At 71.6% G+C, this 18,648-nt stretch carries 15 protein-coding genes; 5 read left to right on the top strand and 10 right to left on the bottom strand.

Going from position 1 to position 18,648, the window contains the following annotated elements; translation table 11 throughout:
* Positions 1-4: 4 nt before the first annotated feature.
* The 6 genes from OG408_RS34575 to OG408_RS34550 form a co-directional block, all read right to left on the bottom strand.
* Entirely contained in the window at positions 5-892 is an 888-nt protein-coding gene (locus tag OG408_RS34575) for an ABC transporter substrate-binding protein (RefSeq protein ID WP_326673627.1), read from the bottom strand.
* The gene (locus OG408_RS34570; protein WP_326673626.1) at positions 893-1,651 is read right to left on the bottom strand and encodes an ABC transporter ATP-binding protein; all 759 of its coding nucleotides are present in this window, start codon (positions 1,649-1,651) and stop codon (positions 893-895) included.
* Positions 1,648-2,532, bottom strand: coding sequence for an ABC transporter permease (locus tag OG408_RS34565; RefSeq protein WP_266785424.1), 885 nt, complete (start codon positions 2,530-2,532; stop codon positions 1,648-1,650). Before OG408_RS34565 ends, OG408_RS34570 begins: the two co-directional genes overlap by 4 nt.
* Positions 2,529-3,551 carry an NrtA/SsuA/CpmA family ABC transporter substrate-binding protein gene (locus OG408_RS34560; protein WP_326673625.1) on the bottom strand — a complete coding sequence of 341 codons (1,023 nt, stop codon included), beginning with the start codon at positions 3,549-3,551 and terminating at the stop codon, positions 2,529-2,531. The genes OG408_RS34565 and OG408_RS34560 overlap by 4 nt, the downstream gene beginning before the upstream one ends.
* Entirely contained in the window at positions 3,548-4,576 is a 1,029-nt protein-coding gene (locus OG408_RS34555) for an ABC transporter substrate-binding protein (protein WP_326673624.1), read from the bottom strand. The genes OG408_RS34560 and OG408_RS34555 overlap by 4 nt, the downstream gene beginning before the upstream one ends.
* 150 nt (positions 4,577-4,726) lie before the next feature.
* The gene (locus OG408_RS34550) at positions 4,727-4,837 is read right to left on the bottom strand and encodes a putative leader peptide (RefSeq protein ID WP_323178034.1); all 111 of its coding nucleotides are present in this window, start codon (positions 4,835-4,837) and stop codon (positions 4,727-4,729) included.
* 193 nt (positions 4,838-5,030) lie between these two features.
* Between OG408_RS34550 and OG408_RS34545 the strand changes: the two genes are divergently transcribed.
* Positions 5,031-5,813: an IclR family transcriptional regulator gene (locus OG408_RS34545; protein ID WP_266785418.1), complete on the top strand. Its 783-nt coding sequence runs from the start codon at positions 5,031-5,033 to the stop codon at positions 5,811-5,813.
* 115 nt (positions 5,814-5,928) lie between these two features.
* Positions 5,929-8,160: a DEAD/DEAH box helicase gene (locus tag OG408_RS34540; RefSeq protein ID WP_326673623.1), complete on the top strand. Its 2,232-nt coding sequence runs from the start codon at positions 5,929-5,931 to the stop codon at positions 8,158-8,160.
* On the opposite strand, the gene OG408_RS34535 is transcribed toward OG408_RS34540, so the two are convergent.
* Complete coding sequence (locus OG408_RS34535) at positions 8,154-9,167, bottom strand: multicopper oxidase domain-containing protein (RefSeq protein WP_266785414.1); 1,014 nt, start codon at positions 9,165-9,167, stop codon at positions 8,154-8,156. The genes OG408_RS34540 and OG408_RS34535 overlap by 7 nt on opposite strands.
* Before the next feature lie 199 nt (positions 9,168-9,366).
* On the opposite strand from OG408_RS34535, the gene OG408_RS34530 reads away from it, so the two are divergent.
* On the top strand, positions 9,367-11,859 hold the full coding sequence (locus OG408_RS34530; protein ID WP_405406530.1) for a ThuA domain-containing protein: 2,493 nt from the start codon (positions 9,367-9,369) through the stop codon (positions 11,857-11,859).
* Positions 11,856-14,093, top strand: a complete 2,238-nt coding sequence (locus OG408_RS34525) for an OmpL47-type beta-barrel domain-containing protein (RefSeq protein ID WP_326673622.1) — start codon at positions 11,856-11,858, stop codon at positions 14,091-14,093. The genes OG408_RS34530 and OG408_RS34525 overlap by 4 nt, the downstream gene beginning before the upstream one ends.
* Positions 14,094-14,108: 15 nt before the next feature.
* Here the strand turns inward: OG408_RS34525 and OG408_RS34520 are convergent, their stop codons facing one another.
* Together OG408_RS34520 and ligD are read right to left on the bottom strand one after the other, a co-directional pair.
* Positions 14,109-15,200 (bottom strand): ABC transporter permease, encoded by a 1,092-nt coding sequence (locus tag OG408_RS34520; protein WP_266785410.1) that lies wholly within the window; start codon positions 15,198-15,200, stop codon positions 14,109-14,111.
* Complete coding sequence (ligD, locus tag OG408_RS34515; protein ID WP_266786603.1) at positions 15,197-16,213, bottom strand: non-homologous end-joining DNA ligase; 1,017 nt, start codon at positions 16,211-16,213, stop codon at positions 15,197-15,199. Before ligD ends, OG408_RS34520 begins: the two co-directional genes overlap by 4 nt.
* Before the next feature lie 97 nt (positions 16,214-16,310).
* On the opposite strand from ligD, the gene OG408_RS34510 reads away from it, so the two are divergent.
* On the top strand, positions 16,311-17,375 hold the full coding sequence (locus OG408_RS34510; protein WP_266785408.1) for an ATP-dependent DNA ligase: 1,065 nt from the start codon (positions 16,311-16,313) through the stop codon (positions 17,373-17,375).
* Positions 17,376-17,395: 20 nt separating this feature from the next.
* On the opposite strand, the gene OG408_RS34505 is transcribed toward OG408_RS34510, so the two are convergent.
* Entirely contained in the window at positions 17,396-18,640 is a 1,245-nt protein-coding gene (locus OG408_RS34505) for a lytic transglycosylase domain-containing protein (RefSeq protein WP_326673621.1), read from the bottom strand.
* Between the last annotated feature and the right edge of the window lie 8 nt (positions 18,641-18,648).

The following is an 18,648-nucleotide window of genomic DNA, read 5'->3' as shown; positions in this document are numbered from 1 at the left end:
GTCGTCATGCCGCCTTGTCGGCAGCGGTACGCGCACGGGCGTGGGCCACGGTGACCGGCCGGTCGATGAACCCGGTGCGGTGGAAGATGTCGGCGGCCTCCTGCTGCTCGGCGATGAACGCGTCGGTGACGGGCTCGATCGTCCACGGCAGCGAGGCGAGCGCGGTCTCCCAGTCGTCGGCCGAGCCGCCGAGGTCGGCGGCGGCGATCTCGGCCGCCTGCCGGGGGTGGGCCGCGGCCCACTCGTCGGCCCGGCGCAGCGCCCGGGTCAGCGCCTCGATCACCTCGGGCCGGGATTCGGCGAGGTCGCGGCGGGCGAAGAAGACGGAGCGGTCGCTGATGACGTCGCCGGTACGAACCAGGGTCCGCAGTCCGCCGGTGCGCCGGGCGGCCGCCAGTTCGGCGCCCTGGGCGACCCAGGCGGCGATCTCGCCGGTGCGCAGCAGCTGTTCGCTGTCCGCGGTGGAGCGGACGGCGGTGATGTCCTCGGCGTAGGACAGCCCGGCGTCGTCGAGCGCCTTGGCGATCAGGTGGGTCTGCCAGGAACCGATCGCCAGGTGCACGGTCGAGCCCTTGAGTCCGGCGACCGTACGCACGGGACTGTCCTCGGCGACGAGGAGGGCGCCGTGCTCGGGGCGCGGGGCGGAGACCGCGGTGTAGACGATGTCGTGCCCGGCCGCCTGGGCGGTGACGGGCGGGGTGGACCCGGTGCCGCCGAAGTCGATGACGCCCCGGGTCAGGAGCTCTCCGGTGCCCACCCCGTTGGTGTACGGGTGGAAGACGACGGTCTCGCCGAGCGGGGCCAGCTCCTCCTGGGCGAAGCCCAGCCGGGAGAGGTGGTACAGGTGGTAGAGGGACGGGTTGCTGCTGTGGACACCGATGGTGAGGGTCATTCAGATCACTCCGGCTTCGGCTCGGTCGGGGGACGGACGGGAGGGTGCGGGAGGGGTTTCGACGCCGAGATCGGCGAGGAGGCGCCGGCGCAGTGCGGCGAAGGCGGGGTCACCGGGATCGCGCGGCCGTGCGACCTCGACGGTCTCGTCGGTGACGAGCCAGCCGTCACGCAGGACGGCGACCCGGTCGGCCAGCCGTACGGCCTCGTCGACGTCATGGGTGACCAGCAGGACGGCGGGCCGGTGGCGGCGGCACAGCTCGCCGACCAGGTCCTGCATTTTCAGCCGGGTCAGGGCGTCGAGTGCGGCGAACGGCTCGTCGAGCAGGAGGAGTTCGGGTTCCCGGACCAGCGCCCTGGCGAGTGCGACGCGCTGGGCCTCGCCTCCCGAGAGGGTGGCGGGCCAGGCCTCGGCGTGCCGCTCCAGGCCGACTTCGGCCAGGGCCCGCAGCCCGTGTGCCGAGCGGCTGCGGGGCAGCGCGACCGTGACGTTGGCGAGGACCTTCTTCGAGGGGACGAGCCGGGGCTCCTGGAAGACGATGGTGCGGGCCTCGGGGACCAGCACCTCTCCCCCGTCGGCGCCGTCGAGCGCTCCGAGGATGCGCAGCAGCGTGGTCTTCCCGCTGCCGCTGGCGCCGAGCAGGGCGACGAACTCGCCCCGGGCGATGTCGAGCCGCAGACCGTCGAGGACGGCACGCTCGCCGAACACCCTTCGCAGTCCGCGTACTTGTACAGCGGGCGTGGAGGTCGTAGCGGTCATCGGGCGGCTCCGCGGTGGTTGCGCCACGGCATCAGCAGACGCTCCAGGAGCCGCACGAGGATGTCGGCGGTCAGTCCGAGGAGCCCGTAGACGAGGATGCAGACGGCGAGGATGTCGGTGCGGGCGTAGCTCTGGGCCTGGGACATCAGATAGCCGATGCCGGCGGTGGCGTTGATCTCCTCGGCGGCGATCAGGGCGATGACGCTGAGTGTCATCGACAGGCGCAGTCCGGCGAGCAGGGACGGCAGCGCGCCGGGCAGGACCACTTCGCGTACGAGGGCGAGTCGCCCCATGCCGAAGCTCCGCATGGCCTCGACGAGTTTCGGGTCGGTGTTGCGTACGCCGCTCGATGTGGACACGTACATCGGGAAGGTGGTGGCGACGGCGATGAGGAGGATCTTCGCCGTCTCGTTGATCCCGAACCAGACCATGAACAGCGGCACCAGGGAGAGGAAGGGGATAGTGCGCAGGGTCTGGAGCGAGGAGTCGAGGAGTTCGTCCCCGAGGCGGGTGAATCCGGTGGTGATGCCGAGGGTGAGTCCGGCGGCGAGTCCGATCAGGAGGCCCAGACCGGAGCGCGTGAGGGAGGTGGTCAGGGCGTCGGGCAGCTGCCCGTTCCCCCACAGCTCCCCTACCGCGCGGCCCACTTCGGCGGGCGATGCCAGGACGTCGGGGGTGAGGAGTCCGGTGGCCGAGGCCGCCCACCACAGGGCGAGCAGGGCGACCGGGCCGATCGTGCGGACGGTCAGCGCGTAGCCCCGGCCGCGGGCCCTGCGGAGCTGGGGTCGGGGGCGGACGAGCCCGGCGGGCGGGGCGGTGGTGTCACCGGTCCCGGGGCCGCCCCGGCGGACCCTGCCGGGGGCCGCGGCGGTGTCGCTCATGTCAGTTTCCCGACGTCGAGCAGGTGGGCGGTGACGTCGACCCGGTCCTTGGTGACCTTCTGCTCGGCGTAGAACGCGGCGACCGCCTTGAAGCGTTCGATGTCCTCGGGACCCACGGGGTCCACGGTGCCGCCCTTGGCGGTGAACTCCGTCTGGACCTCCTTGGCCTTTCCGGTCACAGCGGTCGGGCCGACGTCCGTGAACACGTTGAGGTACGCGGCCGGGTTCTGCTTCTCCTTGGCGCTGGCCTCGTGGAGGTACTGGTAGAGGGCCTTCACGACCTTCGGGTGCTGCTCGGCGAACTTCGTCCGGACGGCGTTGAGGCTGTAGTTGTCGGAGCCGATCGCGGCGCCGTCGGCGACGAAGTGCGCCTTGCCGCTGCCGATCTCGGCGACGGCGTACGTCGCCCAGACGGCCCAGGCGTCGACCTTGCCGGCGTTGAAGACCGCCGCTGTCTGGTCGGGTCGCAGATAGACCCGGGTGACCTTGTCGGCCGGGATGCCGGCCTTGGCGAGGGCCTTGAGCAGCAGGTACTCACCGGTGCCGCCCTGGTTGACGGCGACCTTCTTCCCGACCAGATCGGCCACCGAGCCGATCCCCGAGCCGTTCCTGACGAGGATGCCCTCGCCCGCGGCGTCCGGGTCGACCGCGGTGAAGAACTTGAAGCCGGGGCGCTGGGCGAGCGAGGTGATGCCGGAGGTGATGGAGCCCGTGGCGATGTCCAGCTGGTCCGCGTTCATCGCCTGGGCGGCCGGGGCGAACGGTCCGGCGCTGCCGGTCCACGCCACCTTGGCCCCGGCCTTGGACAGGGCCTTGTCGAGGCTGCCGTCCTTCTTGCCGAGGGCGAGCACCCCGGAGTTGCCGGGGTCGGGGATGCGGACGGTCACGGTGCCCTTGCCGCCGGAGCCCGCTGCGCCGCTGTCGGCCTCGGACGTGCCGCAGGCGGTGAGGGCGACGAGCGCGGTGACCGTGAGGAGCGCCGGAACGGCTGTCGTACGCAGTGGTCGGGGGAGGTTCATGATGCGGGTTCCTCTGGACTCGGAGGGGCGGAGGTTCGGCGGGCCAGTGCGGCTGCGCGGCGCAGCGGCTCGGGGTCGGCCCAGGCCGCGACGTCGACGGGCTCGGGCAGGAAGCCGTGGGCGCGCAGCCCGGCCTCCTGTGCCGCGAGCAGGGCGAGACGGTCGGCGGACAGGTCGGGGTGGAGGGTCAGATGGGTGCCGGGCCGGTAGGCGCCGGCGACTCCGTCGGCGCCCGCCCCGGTCTCGGCGCCGAGGATGCGGGCGACCTCGCCGGGCTGTCCCGCGGCCCAGTCGGCCGCCCGCAGCAGCACGCCGAGGAAGCGGTCGACGAGGTCGGGGCGGTCGTCGAGGAGCCGCTGGTGGACGGTGATGGGGCGCGGGGTGCCGTTGTTGACGCGGAACCGCCGGTCGGGCAGGTCGTCGAGTTCGACGGCCACCTCGGCTCCGGCCCGGCGCGCCGCCTCGACGGCCAGCGCGCCCTTGACGTACACGGCGTCGACGTCGCCGCGGCGCAGCGCGGCCAGTTCGGCCGCCCACTGGCCCTCGTGCCCGTCGGCGGGCACGTCGACGAGCGAGGCGTCGTCCAGGGCGAGTCCGGCGGAGGCGAGCGCCCCCTCGAAGCCGCGCAGCGCCATGGCGCGCCAGAAGTCGATGGCGATGTCGTGCTTCGGCACGGCGAGCCGCAGCCCGCGCAGCGCTTCGGCGCCCCGGATGCCGGATCCGGGTGCCACCAGGACGGTCTGCCGCTCCTCGATCCAGGTGAGTCCGATCAGTCGGGTGTGCTCGCCCCGTGAACGGGCCCACAGGGCGGGGACGTTGCCGCCCTCGCGGAAGAGGCCGGGCAGGGCGTGGGTGTAGTGCGCGGCGCGGTCGGCGTCCGGGGCGGCCTCCTGGAGGGAGCGTACGGAGATGCCGTCGGCGGCGAACTCGTCGGTGAGCCACTGCCGGTCGGCGGCGATGCCGGTGGCGGTGGGGACGGGACAGCGGGTGAACCAGAGGGTCCGGGGCAGGACGGCAGGCGTCATGGAGTCTTCCCGAGGATCGGCGAAGCGGCGGAAGCCGGCGGGGCGCGCGGCGGGGTGTCCCCGTGCGGAGGGCGCGCACGGCACGGGGCTGCGGCGCGGCGGGGCGCGGGGCGCGGAGAGAGGGGAAAGAGAAAAGGGGTGGTGCGGGGGTCAGCGACAGGCGGCGCTGGACACGCGGGCCAGGTCGATGTGACGGCGCAGCGTGAGGGCGAGCAGGACCGGAGCGGTGCGGGCGGGGGTCGCGGTGCGGCGGCCGGCCATGGCGGTGCTCCCTTCAGCTCGTCGGTGGTGACGGCTGCAGCCTGCCACGGCCTCGCACCCGCCCACAACTCGCTTCCCATGATGTGGGATTGAGTGTGAACGCAGTGTTTCATCAGCGGCTCTCCGCCGGGTACGGCTCCCGTAATGTGGCAACGTCGCAAGCCGCATCCCCACGAGCGGAGAGTGAAACCCCATGACCGAGGCCGCCGCAGTACGCGCTCCCGGCGGAGCGCAGGCGGTACAGCGTGCGCTGGACGTCCTGCACTGTTTCCACGACAACGGCCCCGACCTCAGCGCATCCGATCTCGCCCGCCGCCTGACACTCTCGGTCTCCACGGCCCACCGACTGGCCCGCACCCTGCTGGGCGCCGGATTCCTGGAGCAGGACGCGCGGACGTCCCGCTACCGGCTCGGGCCCGCCGTGACCGAGCTGGGCCGCCTCTCCTACCATCAGCGCGGTCTGCATCTGGCCGCTCCCGAGCTGGCCGATCTCGCCGAACGCACGGGCGCCACCGCCGACCTGGCGCTGCGCAGCGGGCCGCACGCGGTGATCGTCGCGGGCGGTTCGGTGACGCCCAAGGTGGGGCTGCGCCGGCCGCTGCACTCGACCGCGCTGGGCAAGGTGCTGCTGGCCTGGGCGAGGCCCGGTGAGGGCGGGCCCTTCTCGCTGCCGCCGCTGCCCGCCTTCACGGACCGCACGATCATCGAACCGGCCGCCCTGGAGGCGGAGCTGGCCCGGGTGCGGTCGGAGGCGTACGCCGTCAACGACGGCGAGTCGGCCCACGGGGTGCGGACCCTGGCGGTGCCGGTGCTGGACGGCGCCGGACACGCCCGTTTCGCCCTGGCCGTACGGGCCACCCCGGCCGTGATCACCCAGGCGCGCACCGACTGGTTCCTGACGCAGGCCCGTTCCTGCGCGCGCGCCCTGGAGGTGCTGCTGCTGTCCCCGGCCGAGCGGCGGCCGCCCGCGCCCTGAGCCCCGCCCGCCGGGCCCGGCTGTCAGTCGCGCATGGGACGATATGAGTCGCTCCGGGCGGATGCCGGGCGGAGCGGCGCCAGGGGCGCGGGGACTGCGGGACAGAAGGACGTACATGACTGAGGCCGGGTCCACGGAGGGCGGGGCGCCGACCGGGCGGGCGGCCCGGGAACTGCTCGCGCGGGCCGACACGCTGCTCGACGCGGCGCGCGGGGTCCTCGCGGACCACACCCACGCCGTCACCGCCGTGCGCACCGCCCTGGACCCGCTCCTCGACTCCCTCGTACGGGCGGATCTGTCGTCCATCCCGGTGTCCCGGCTCAAGGACGTCACCGAGGGCCGGCTGCGCCTGGGCGCGGTCGAGCAGGCTGGCTTCACGACGGTGGGGCAGGTGTACGGGGCCAATCGCTACGAGCTCCGCCAGATCCCCGGTGTCGGTGCGCAGACGGCCGACCAGACGCTGGCCGCCGCGGGCCGGATCGCGGACGCGGTGCGGGACACGGTCGCGCTGCGGATAGACGTCGACGCCCCTGACGACGCCACGACCGCCCTGGTCACCGCGTTGTACCGGCTGGTCGAGGCCGGGCCGGACGTGCGGCGGGCGGTGGACGGGGCCCGCCGGCTCGCCGAGGTTCTCGAGCCGCTGCTGGCCGCGGCCGGTCCGGCGCGGGGCCGGCTGCGGATGGTCTTCGCCCGGCGGCAGGTCAGGGCCCGGGCGCTGGAGGCCGTCGCCGCCGTGCGGGCCGCCGTGGCGGACGCCGTGGAGCGCGAACTCCCCCTGCTGTTCGGGCAGGTGTCGGTGGACCTGCTGCGGGATCCGGGGTCCGACGTCGCGGCCTGGGTCGACTTCGAGCTGCGGTCGGCGGAGTACTACAGCCTGCTGGCGGAGATGTCAGGCAGCGGTCCCGACCGGGACGCGGCCGAGGGGTTCCTGCCGTCGGGGATCGCCGACCGGGTCCGTGGACTGCGGCTGGACGACGCCCGGCTGCGGGTCTCGCTGCGCGGGTACCAGTCGTTCGGCGCGCGCTTCGCGCTCGCCCAGAAGCGGGTGATCCTCGGCGACGAGATGGGGCTCGGCAAGACCGTGCAGGCCATCGCCGCCCTCGCCCATCTCGCGGCGCGCGGGGAGACGCACTTCCTGGTGGTCTGCCCGGCCAGTGTGCTGATCAACTGGACGCGGGAGATCCGCGCCCGCTCCACCCTGCGCGCCCTGCCGGTGCACGGGCCGGAGCGGCAGGAGGCGTTCGCCGAGTGGCGCGAGAGCGGCGGGGTCGCACTCACCACCTTCGACGCCCTGCACAGCCTGCCGCCCGCGGCCGACAGCGGCGTACGGCCCGGCATGCTCGTGGTCGACGAGGCGCACTACGTCAAGAATCCGGTCACCCGCCGCTCCCGCGCGGTATCGGGGTGGTCGGAGCGGACCGAGCGGGTGCTCTTCCTGACCGGCACCCCGATGGAGAACCGGGTGGAGGAGTTCCGCAGCCTCGTCCGGCACCTCCAGCCCGCACTGGCGCCGGCCATCAGCACCACGCACGGCGTGGCCGGTTCGCAGGCGTTCCGCCGGGCCGTCGCCCCCGCCTATCTGCGCCGCAACCAGCAGGACGTGCTCAGCGAACTCCCCGCACTGGTACAGGTCGACGAGTGGGAGGAGTTCAGCGAGGCCGATCTCCGGGCCTACCGCGAGGCGGTGGGCGCCGGGCACTTCATGCGGATGCGCCGGGCTGCGTACGCCCACCCGGCGACGTCCGCCAAGCTGAACCGGCTGCGGGAACTGGTCGCGGAGGCGGCCGGGAACGGGCTGAAGGTCGTCGTCTTCTCCTACTTCCGCGACGTGCTGGAGACGGTCCGGGCGGCCCTGGGGGACGAGGTGTTCGGCCCGCTCTCCGGGAGCGTCCCGGCGGCCCGGCGGCAGGAGTTGATCGACGGCTTCTCCGCGGCGGACGGCCATACGGTCCTGCTGAGCCAGATCCAGGCCGGCGGGGTCGGGCTGAACATGCAGGCCGCGTCCGTCGTCATTCTGTGCGAGCCGCAGATCAAGCCGACGATGGAGCACCAGGCCGTGGCCCGCGCGCACCGGATGGGACAGATACGCACGGTCCAGGTGCACCGGCTCCTCGCGGCGGACAGCGTCGACCAGCGAATGCTGGACATCCTGGCCCGCAAGGAGCGGCTGTTCGACGCGTACGCACGGCGCAGCGACGTCGCCGAGACGACGCCGGACGCCGTGGACGTGTCGGACGGATCGCTGGCCCGCCGCATCGTCGAGGAGGAACAGCAGCGCCTGGCCGCTCGCTCCTCCGTCGCGGCCGGGGCAGAGGAGCCGGCGGCGGACGCGGCGGGTCAGTGACCCTCGTGCGCCGAAGCCGCCCCGGAGGCCTTCGCCTTCGGGGGTGACGCCATGGTGTGCCCCTCGTGCCCCGGGACCGTCCCGTCCGCCTTGGCGACGAGCAGCATTCCGGCCATGCCCATGTCGGAGTGGCTCTGCACATGGCAGTGGTACATCCAGGCACCGGCTCCCACGTGTTCGCCCGCGATGACCTGGAAGCCGAAGGAGTCGGCGGGGCCGACGATCTTCGTGTCGATGACCCGGCTGGGGTCGTCGGGCCCGGTCAGCAGGCCCGTGCGGTTGTCCGCCCAGCGGTGACCGTGGACGTGGAACGTGTGGTAGTACTCGCCGTGCGTGATCATGACGACCTCGAGCCGGTCCCCCACGGTGGCCTCGAAGTCCGGGCTCTGGTCGGCCGGCTTGTTGTTGATGGTCATGTCGTTGAAGACGATGGTGATCGTCTTGTCGGGCAGGATGTCGCCCTTGCGCCGGACGATCACCGGCCCGTACAGCCCCTTGCGGATGCCGCCGGTGCCGTGGTCCGTGCCGACGACGTGGTCGTGGTAGTGCCAGTAGCCCGCACTGCCCGGCTGCCAGGTGCCGTCCTTGCGCCGGCCCGGGGCGTGGGTGCGCCAGGTGTACGTGCGTGTCTCGCCCGGCTCGACGATGCTCTTGTTCATCCGGGTGCCGTCGCTCGCGATGTCGTAGTCGACGCCGTGCGCGTGGAGGCTGGCCGCCACGTCCATCGTGTTCTCGAACTCGATGTGCAGGGTGTCGCCCTCGTTGATCTCGATGAGCGGGCCGGGGACCGACGCCTTGCCCTTCTCGAACCCGTACCCCATCGAGCCGTCCGCCAGCTTCTCCGCGTACAGCTTGAGATGGCGGACCTCGCCGCCCGCGGGCGCCGTGCGGGGCGGGTTCTCCGCGGAGGTCGCCTCGATCGCTCCGAGCGACAACGATGTCACGCCGGTCGCCGCGGCCACCCCGCCGCCCATCAGAATCCGCCGGTTGAAGCTCCTGCGGTCCATGTCGAACTCCCCACTGCGAGACGGATGTTGCGGAGGACGGGCCATACCGTAGCCCGGAGCACTTCGTTTATCCACACTAAGGACAAAGTTCGTTTCATTGCTGCCATAGCTATTGGCGAGTCGCGAAAAGAGGTCTAGCTTCATGCGCTGTTGCAGTGCCCAAAGCTGTTGCAGTGACCAGAGAGGGGTGGGTGACCACATGCAGCGCACACCACATCACAGGTCCAGATCGCGACGCGGTGTTGCGGCGGCCCTGGCGGCCGGCGCACTGACCGCTTCCCTGCTCGGCGGCAACGCCGCCAGTGCCAGGCCGGATCCCGGAGCGCCGGGGTCCATGGCGACAACGTTGTCCCTGCCGTCGCCACCGGGCGGCGCCAACGTGAAGGTGCTCGTCTTCCATGGCTCGGCCACCGAGGAGTCGCCGACGGTCGACGCCGGGATCGCGGCGATCGAGAAGATCGGGCTCACCGGCCCGGAGGCGGGCCGGTTCAGGACCGTGGCGTCCGACGACCCGGCCGTCTTCACCAACGGCAAGCAGCTCGGCAAGTACAACGCGGTCGTCTTCCTGACGGGCGGCGGCGATGTCCTGGACCCGGAGCAGGAGGCGGGCCTGGAGGCCTACATGGAGGCCGGCGGCGGCTTCCTCGGCATCCATGACGCGGCGCGGACCGAACCGTACTCGGACTGGTTCACCGGCCTGGTCGGCGCACGTCCGGCGGCGGGCAGTCCCACCGCCGTCCAGCGTGCGACGGTGGAGATCGGCGACCGGCAGCACCCGGCGACGAAGAACCTGCCGCTGGAGTGGAAGCGTCCGGACAAGTGGCTGAACTGGAAGGACAACCCGTCCGGCGACGTGCACACCGTGGCACGGGTCCGGGAGATCACGTACAAGCCCGGCACGAGTGCCAACGGCTGGGACCACCCGGTCTCCTGGTGCCGTGACTACGACGGCGGCCGGTCCTTCTACACCGCTATGGGCGGTACGGTCGACAGCTTCGCCGAGGCCGACTTCCGTGACCACCTGCGCGGCGCGCTGGACTGGACGACCCGGATCTCGCAGGCCGACTGCAAGGCGACGATCACCTCCAACTACAAGGCGGAGCGGGTCACCCAGCCCAACCAGCCCGGCAAGAACGACCAGATCGGCGAGCCGCACGGCCTGGTGACCGCCCCCGACGGGCGCGTCCTGTACATCGGTCGCGGCGGCGCGGACAGCAGCGTGCCGGTCGTCACCGACTGGGCCGACCCGAACGTCGGCAAGGGTCTGGGCCAGATCCACGTCTACGACCCGAAGACCAGGAAGGTCACCCTCGCCGGTGAGCTGACGATCTTCGGCAACAAGGGCGGCGGCGACGAACTGGTCAAGGTCGAGGAGGGTCTGCTCGGCATCGAGCTCGACCCGGACTTCGAGAAGAACGGGTGGGTGTACCTGCACTACACACCCCACGACAAGATCGACCGCGACAAGCAGATGGCGGTCCGTCAGGTCTCCCGCTTCACCCTCGACCTGGCGACGAACAAGCTGGATCTGTCCTCCGAGAAGGTGCTGCTGCACTGGCCGGTCCAGATCCACAGCTGCTGCCACGCGGGCGGCGGCATGGCCTGGGACTCCAAGGGCAACCTGTACATCGCGGCCGGTGACAACAACTCCTCCGGCTTCAGCGACGGTTACTCCGGCAACAACCCGGAGCCGAACTACAAGGGCGTCTCGTTCGCCGATGCCCGGCGCACCGCGGGCAACACGAACAACCTCAACGGGAAGATCCTGCGGATCCACCCCGAGGACGACGGCACCTACACCCTGCCGGAGGGCAACCTCTTCACCGGCAAGGAGACCGACGAGGGCGGCGGCAAGACCCGCGGCGAGATCTATGTGATGGGCGTGCGCAACCCGGCCCGGATCGCCGTCGACAAGTCGACCGACACGCTGTACGCGGGCTGGGTCGGCCCCGACGCGGGCGCCCCGAGCACCACCTGGGGCCCGGCCAAGTACGACACGTTCGCCGCGATCACCAAGGCGGGCAACCACGGCTGGCCGTACTGCATGGGCAACAAGCAGCCCTACCGGGACCGCAATCTGCCGGACCCGAGCAAGCCGCTCGGCTGGTACGACTGCGACCACCCCAAGAACGAGTCGCCGAACAACGACGGTCTCGTGAACCTGCCGCCGATCACCTCCAACACCATCTGGTACTCGCCGCAGGGCGGTGGCGTGGACTACCCGCGCGACGAGAACGGCATCCCGAGCTACAAGGTGGAGGACCAGAAGGAACTCCTGCCCTGGCTCAAGGGCGGTGGCCAGGCCACGATGAACGGCCCGGTCTACCGGTACGACGCGGCGAGCACGAGCGCCGACAAGTGGCCCTCGTACTGGGACGGCAAGTGGTTCGTCGGTGACTTCTACGACGACACCCAGCCGCGGCACGCCGTTCTCACCGATCCGAAGACGGTCGGCAAGGGCGGTCTGCCCACGCACGCCGAGTCGTTGAAGGAGATCATCCCGGTGGGCGCGGACGGCATCCGCAACCTGATGGACTGGAAGTTCGCCCCGGACGGTTCGCTGTACGTCCTCGACTACGGGCGCGGCTTCTTCACCTCCGACTCCAAGTCCGCGCTGTGGCGCGTGACCTACAAGGGCGGCGCACCCACCCCGGCCGTCAAGGACCTGGCCAGGAAGGCGGCAGTGCAGTGAGACACCGTTCGATCCTCTTCCGAAGGCGGTCCCGGCCCGCGCGGCTGTGGCTCGCGCTGCTGGGCTCGTTCCTGATGGTGCTGGGGCTGACCTCCACGGCGGCCTACGGCCGTACGGCGGCCCCGGCGGACGCGGCGGCCGACCAGGTGCTGACCTGGACGGCGGGAAACGCCATCGACCACTACCTCTCCGCGCCGAAGACGGCGGTGGCCGGCAAGGCGACCATCGTCTTCGAGAACAGTGAGGCGACCGGGAACACCTCGGGGATGCCGCACACGCTGACGTTCAGCGTGTCGGACCCCGAGTTCAACAACGACGTCCCGCTGAACCTGCTCGCCAACCCGGGCGACGACCAGGGCGGCAAGCAGACGGCGGAGGTCACGCTCACCCCCGGCCGGTACTTCTACCACTGCACGATGCCGGGGCACGAGGCGATGCAGGGCATCCTGACCGTCACCGACGGTGGCGGTGGTGAGGACACCACCGCGCCCGAGACCTCCGCGAAGGTCGACGGCGACAAGAACGCCGACGGCGCGTACATCGGCCAGGCGACGGTCACCCTCGCCGCCACCGACGAGGGTTCGGGCGTCGACACCGTCGAGTACGCGGTCGGGGCGGACGGCGCCTGGCAGCCGTACACCGTGCCGGTCGTCGTGAACGAGGTCGGCGCGCACGCCATCCGGTACCGCGCCACCGACAAGGCGGGCAACGCGGCCGCGGAGAAGACGGCCGAGTTCACGGTCGCCGCTCCGCCGACGGACGACACGACGGCTCCCGAGACGTCGGCGACCGTGTCCGGCGAGAAGGACGACCAGGGGCAGTACCTGGGCATGGCGACGGTCACCGTCACCGCGTCCGACACCGGGTCGGGCGTCAACACCATCGAGTACGCGGTCGGGGCGGACGGCGCCTGGCAGGCGTACGACGGTCCCGTGATGGTGCACGAGGTGGGGGCGCAGAAGGTCCGCTACCGCGCCACCGACAAGGCGGGCAACGCGGCGGCGGAGAAGACGGTGGAGTTCACCGTCGTCGAGCCGCCGACCGAGGACACGACGCCGCCGGAGACGTCCGCGAAGGTCGAGGGCGACAAGAACTCGGACGGCGCCTACCTCACCAGTGCCAAGGTGACGGTCACCGCGACCGACGCCGACAGCGGGGTGGACAAGGTCGAGTACTCCCTGGACGGCGGCCCGTACCTGGCCTACACGGCCACGGTCATCGTCGACCGGATCGGCTACCACACGGTTGCCCACCGGGCCACGGACAAGGCGGGCAACACCTCCGAGGCGAAGCAGACGTCGTTCACCGTCGCGCAGAGCGGCGGCGTTCCGGCGCCGAACTGCCCGGAGTTCGACGAACGCCTCACCGTCATCGTGGGCACCGTCGACACCGGTGTCCCCAACCGGATCACCGGCAACCGCTGCACGATCAACGAGCTGATCGAGGACGAGAAGGACTGGTCGTCGCACGCGCTGTTCCTCAAGCACGTCGACAAGGTCCTCGACAAGCTGCTCACCGCCGGGGTGATCGACGCCCGCGAGCACAAGAAGATCTACAAGGCGGCGAAGCAGTCGGGCATCGGCAAGCCGGGCCAGGACGAGGGCTACCGCAAGCTCTTCGACGGCACGGCCGCCTCGCTCGCCAAGTGGCAGCAGGTGGGTGGCGGGCAGTTCGCGCTCAACGAGGCGGACAGCGCGATCACCAGCTCCACCACGGTGGACGGCATGGGCATGCTGTGGTTCCCGGGCCGCCAGTACGGGGACTTCTCGCTGAAGCTCCAGTGGCGGGACGACGCCCCGGGCACGGGCAACGCCAACGGCGGTGTCTTCGTCCGCTTCCCGAACGTCCACGACAACCCGGAGGAGCCGAATCCGGAGTGGGTCGCCATCAAGTACGGCCATGAGATCCAGGTCAACGACCGGCCGGACGGCGACATGTACAAGACCGGTTCGGTGTACGGATTCGACCGGGTGGGGCTCGCCGGCGCCGGCGTCACCCCCAAGGGCACCTGGAACGACTACGAGATCCGGGTGGTGGACCAGCACTACTCGATCTACCGCAACGGTGTCCTGCTCAACGAGTTCGACAACAACGGCGGTCAGGTCTTCGAGCCGCCGCGGGGTGACGACCCGGGTACCGACGGCCGGCGGTACGCCTCCGGCTACATCGGACTCCAGGTCCACAGCACCTCGGACGTGATCTCCTACCGGGACATCCGGATCAAGGAGCTGTAACCGCGTCGTTCCGCATCAGGTGGCCGCGGCCGCATGCTGAGGCATGTGGTCGCGGCCTCCCGGGTGCCGGTGGCGCCACACCCAGAAGACCGTGCAGGAGACCAGGGACCAGCCCGCGAGCACCAGGAACGGGAAGAGCCGCTGATGCCCCTGGTAGTAGACGGCGGTGTGCTGGGCGTTGACGGAGGCGCCCGGCGGCAGCCAGCGCCCGATGTGCCCGAGCAGCGACGGCAGCAGCGGCCAGGACACGGCTCCGCCGGAGGACGGGTTCCCCAGGAGCACCATCACGCCCCAGGTCGGGAGCATGGCCCAGCGCCCCATCAGGGTGTTGAACATGGTGAAGACCATGCCCGAGGTGAACATGGTGAACGCCAGGATCGCCCAGGACTCGGCGAAGGGCAGATCGACCGCGCCCAGCAGCCAGTCCACCACCGCGGCGATGGAGAACGCGCCGAGCATCGAGTAGGCGACCGTGAACGCGATCCGTTCCAGCGGGATCAGGCCCCTGGCGTGCACGCTCAGCTGGATGGAGCCGACGAAGCCGACGATCACGGCGGCGAGCGAGATGTAGAACAGCGCGAGTCCGCGCGGGTCGCCCTTCTGGAGGGGTTTGACGTCCATGACGGCGACCGGGATACCGAGCGTGTCCCCCACTTTTACGGCCGACTCCCCCAGCAGCTGGGCGACGGCCGCCCCGGAGGCACTGGCCACGTCGAGCGCCACCCCGCGGCTGCCGGACCGCACGATCGCGAAGACCTCCTGCTCCTCCAGCGCCTCGCGGGCCTCGGCGGGCGTCCGGAAGACATGGATGACGAGCGAGGCGTCCAGCGCCTTGTCCATCGCGGCGACGAACTCCTTGCCGCGGGCCGTGTCCGGCTGGCTGACCACCGCGGCCGGGATCCGGTGCGGGGTCGGATTGGCCATGGCGTACGTGTAGGAGCCGGCGAAGAGTCCGGCGGCGGCCGCCAGGATGAACAGCAGGACCGTGGCCGGGAAGTAGGGCGACTCCTTGTACGCCGCCCATTTCTCGCCCCGGGTCGGCGGCCGGCTGTGCACACCGTGGTGCGGCCCGGACTCGGGACCGGTCTCCGGACCGGGCTCGCTCATGCGTCGCCGCCGGCGTCGTCGTCATGGCGGGCGCGGCTCGGCTGAACGCGTTTCGGTTCGCCCGGCATCTTGGGGTACTCCGGCGGGTAGGGCATGTCGCCGAGGCCGCGCTCCTTCTCGTCGCGGTCGGCCAGCTCCAGCAGCGCGTCGATCCGGAAGGCCTCCTGGTCCATGTCCGCGTGCACGTCGCCCAGTTCGGCGTAGCGCACCGGCATGGTCCGGATGTCGAAGTCGTGCGGCCGCGCGTCGTCGATCTCGTCCCAGCGCAGGGGCGCCGAGACCGGGGCGTGCGGGAAGGGGCGCACGGAGTAGGCCGAGGCGATCGTCCGGTCCCGGGCGGTCTGGTTGAAGTCGACGAAGATCCGCTCGCCGCGCTCCTCCTTCCACCAGGCGGTGGTGACCCGGTCGGGCATCCGGCGCTCCAGCTCGCGCCCCGCCGCGATGGTCGCCCGGCGGACCTCGGTGAACGTCCACCGGGCCTCGATGGGGACGAAGACGTGGATGCCGCGTCCGCCGGAGGTCTTGGGCCAGCCGCGCAGCCCGTGGTCGTCCAGGACGGAGCGCAGCTCGTGGGCGGCCCGGACCGCGTCGGCGTAGTCGGTGCCGGGCTGCGGGTCGAGGTCGATGCGCAGCTCGTCGGGGTGGTCGGTGTCGCCGCCCCGGACGGGCCAGGGGTGGAAGGTGAGGGTGCCCAGGTTGGCCGCCCAGATGACGGCGGCCACCTCGGTGGGGCAGACCTCGCGGGCGGGGCGTCCGCTGGGGAAGGCGATCTCGGCGGTCGGAATCCATTCGGGGAGGTTCTTCGGGGCCCGCTTCTGGTAGAAGAACTCGCCCTCGACGCCGTCGACGAACCGCTGGAGGGTGGTGGGCCGGTTGCGCAGGGCGCGCAGGATGCCGGGGCCGACCGCGAGGAAGTACTCGGCGACGTCCCGCTTCGTGCAGCCCTTCTCCGGGAAGTAGATCTTGTCCGGATTGGACAGCCGTACGGCCCGTCCCGCCGCTTCCAGCTCCACCGCTTTGCCCGCTGCTGCCATGTCGGCCACGGTAGGCCGGGCACACATATGCCGCATATCGGAGGACTCCGGTCGCCGTACGGTCCACAATCGGGGCATGGATCTGCCGGTGATGCCGCCCGTGAAGCCGATGCTCGCCAAGCCCGTGAAGCGCATCCCGCCGGGCATGCAGTACGAGGCGAAGTGGGACGGCTTCCGGGCGATCGTGCACCGGGACGGCGACGAGGTGGTGATCGGCAGCCGCACCGGCAAGCCCCTCACCCGCTACTTCCCGGAACTGGTCACCGCGGTCCGGGCCAGTCTCCCGCCGCGCTGCGTCGTCGACGGCGAGATCGTGGTCGCGCACGAGGGGCGGCTGGACTTCGACCGGCTCAGCGAGCGCATCCACCCCGCCGACTCCCGGGTACGGCTGCTGGCCGAGCAGACCCCGGCGAGCCTGGTCGCCTTCGACCTGCTCGCACTGGGCGACGACTCGCTCCTGGAGACCCGGCAGTCGGACCGGCGCGCGGTGCTGGAGGCCGCGCTCGCCGACGCCTCGGCGCCCGTCCACCTCGCCCCGTCGACCACCGACCCGGCCGTGGCCCAGGAGTGGTTCGAACGGTACGAGGGCGCGGGGCTCGACGGGGTCGTGGCCAAGCCGCTCGATCTGCCGTACCGGCCGGACACCCGGGTGATGTACAAGATCAAGCACGAGCGGACCGCCGACTGCGTGGTGGCGGGCTACCGCTTCCACAAGAGCGGCCCGGTCGTCGGCTCGCTGCTGCTCGGACTGTACGACGAAGGGGGCGTCCTGCAGCACGTGGGCGTCTGTGCCGCCTTCCCGATGAAGCGCCGCGCCGAGCTGATCACCGAACTCGAACCCCTGGTGACCGATGTGGCCGGGCACCCGTGGGGTTCCTGGGCGGACGCCGAGGCGCACGAGGCGTCCCGGATGCCCGGCGCGCCGAGCCGCTGGTCGGGGAAGAAGGACATGTCCTGGGTGGCGCTGCGTCCCGAGCGGGTCTGCGAGGTGGCGTACGACCACATGGAGGGCGACCGGTTCCGGCACACCACCCAGTTCCGCAGGTGGCGGCCGGACCGCACCCCCGCCGGCTGCACGTACGCGCAGCTGGAAGAGGTGGTGCGGTACGACCTGGCCGCCGTGCTGTCGGCGGGCGGCTGAGCTCTGGGCCGGGGCCGGGATCAGTCGGCGGCCGGCGGCACCGAGGGCGTGGAGCAGGGTTCCTCGGTCTCCGTGGGGTCGGGTGACGGCGCCCCGGTGGCTGTCTCGGTGTCCGTCGGGTCCGGCGTCGCGCTGTCCGTCGGGCAGCCGGGGTCCTTGGGACCGGACGGCGAGGTGCCCGGGTCGGGGGTCGTGGTCGGGTCGGGAGTGGTGGTCGGGTCCGGGCTGCCGGACCCGGTGCCGGTGGGATCGGGCGTGCCCGGGTCCGTGGAGCCGCCGGGGTCCGGGGAGTCCGTTTCGCCCGGTGAGGGGGTCGTGGAGCCCGGCGCCGTCGGATGTGCGGAGTGGCTCGGCTGCGGTCCGACCTCGATACCGCCTCCGTCTCCGTCTTTGCCGCCGCCGGTGCCGGGACCGGCCACGGGCTTCTTCGGCTCGTTCGGACCGCCGGCGCCGGGGCTCTTCGGGATCGGACCCTTGCCGTCGGGCACCACGTGGCTGCCGTTTCGGTAGAACTCCAGCCAGGACAGCACGGTGCGCAGATAGGTGTCCGAGTGGTTGTAGCTCAGGATCGACCGGTCGAGGTCGGCGCGCACCGTCAGATCGCGGGTACCGGCGCAGAGATAGGCTCCGGCGGCCAGGGCGGCGTCGTAGATGTTGCCCGGGTCCCTGCGCCCGTCGCCGTTGCCGTCCCTGCCCCAGTGCGCCCAGGTCGAGGGGATGAACTGCATGGGGCCGACCGCGCGGTCATAGGTCTTGTCCCCGTCGTACCCGCCGCCGTCGGTGTCCGGGATGTTCGCGAACCCGGCGCCGTTGAGCACCGGTCCCAGGATCGGTGAGAGCGTCGTGCCGTGGGCGTCGACCCGGCCGCCGGCGGCGTGCCCGGACTCGACCTTGCCGATCGCGGCCAGTAACTGCCACGGCAGCCGGCAGCCCGGGTCGCTGCGTCCGAGCGCGCTCTCCGCCTTGCGGTAGGCGGCGAGGACCGTGGCCGGGATGCCCGCCTCGGCCCATGACTGAACGGCCTCCGGGCTCTGCTTCACCCCCGGCTTCGGCGGCTCGGGGCTCTTCAGCGGCGGGAGTTCGGTGTGGTACGAGTCGTCGTTGGGCACCGACGACCACGTGACCTCGTCGGTCTCCGTGTTCTGCTTCTGCGGCTTGTCCTGCGCGACGAGTCCCGGTGCCTGGGACGCGGTGAGCGCTGCCATCGCGGCGACGGCGGCCGCCGTGCCGCCGAGTCCGCGGCGCATGGTGCCGTTGAACCTCATGCGTGCTC

The sequence above is a fragment of the Streptomyces sp. NBC_01257 genome, from assembly GCF_035917255.1.
Taxonomy (GTDB): domain Bacteria; phylum Actinomycetota; class Actinomycetes; order Streptomycetales; family Streptomycetaceae; genus Streptomyces.
The sequence above is the reverse complement of the archived record's forward strand: the minus strand, read 5'-3'. Positions and strand labels throughout refer to the sequence as shown.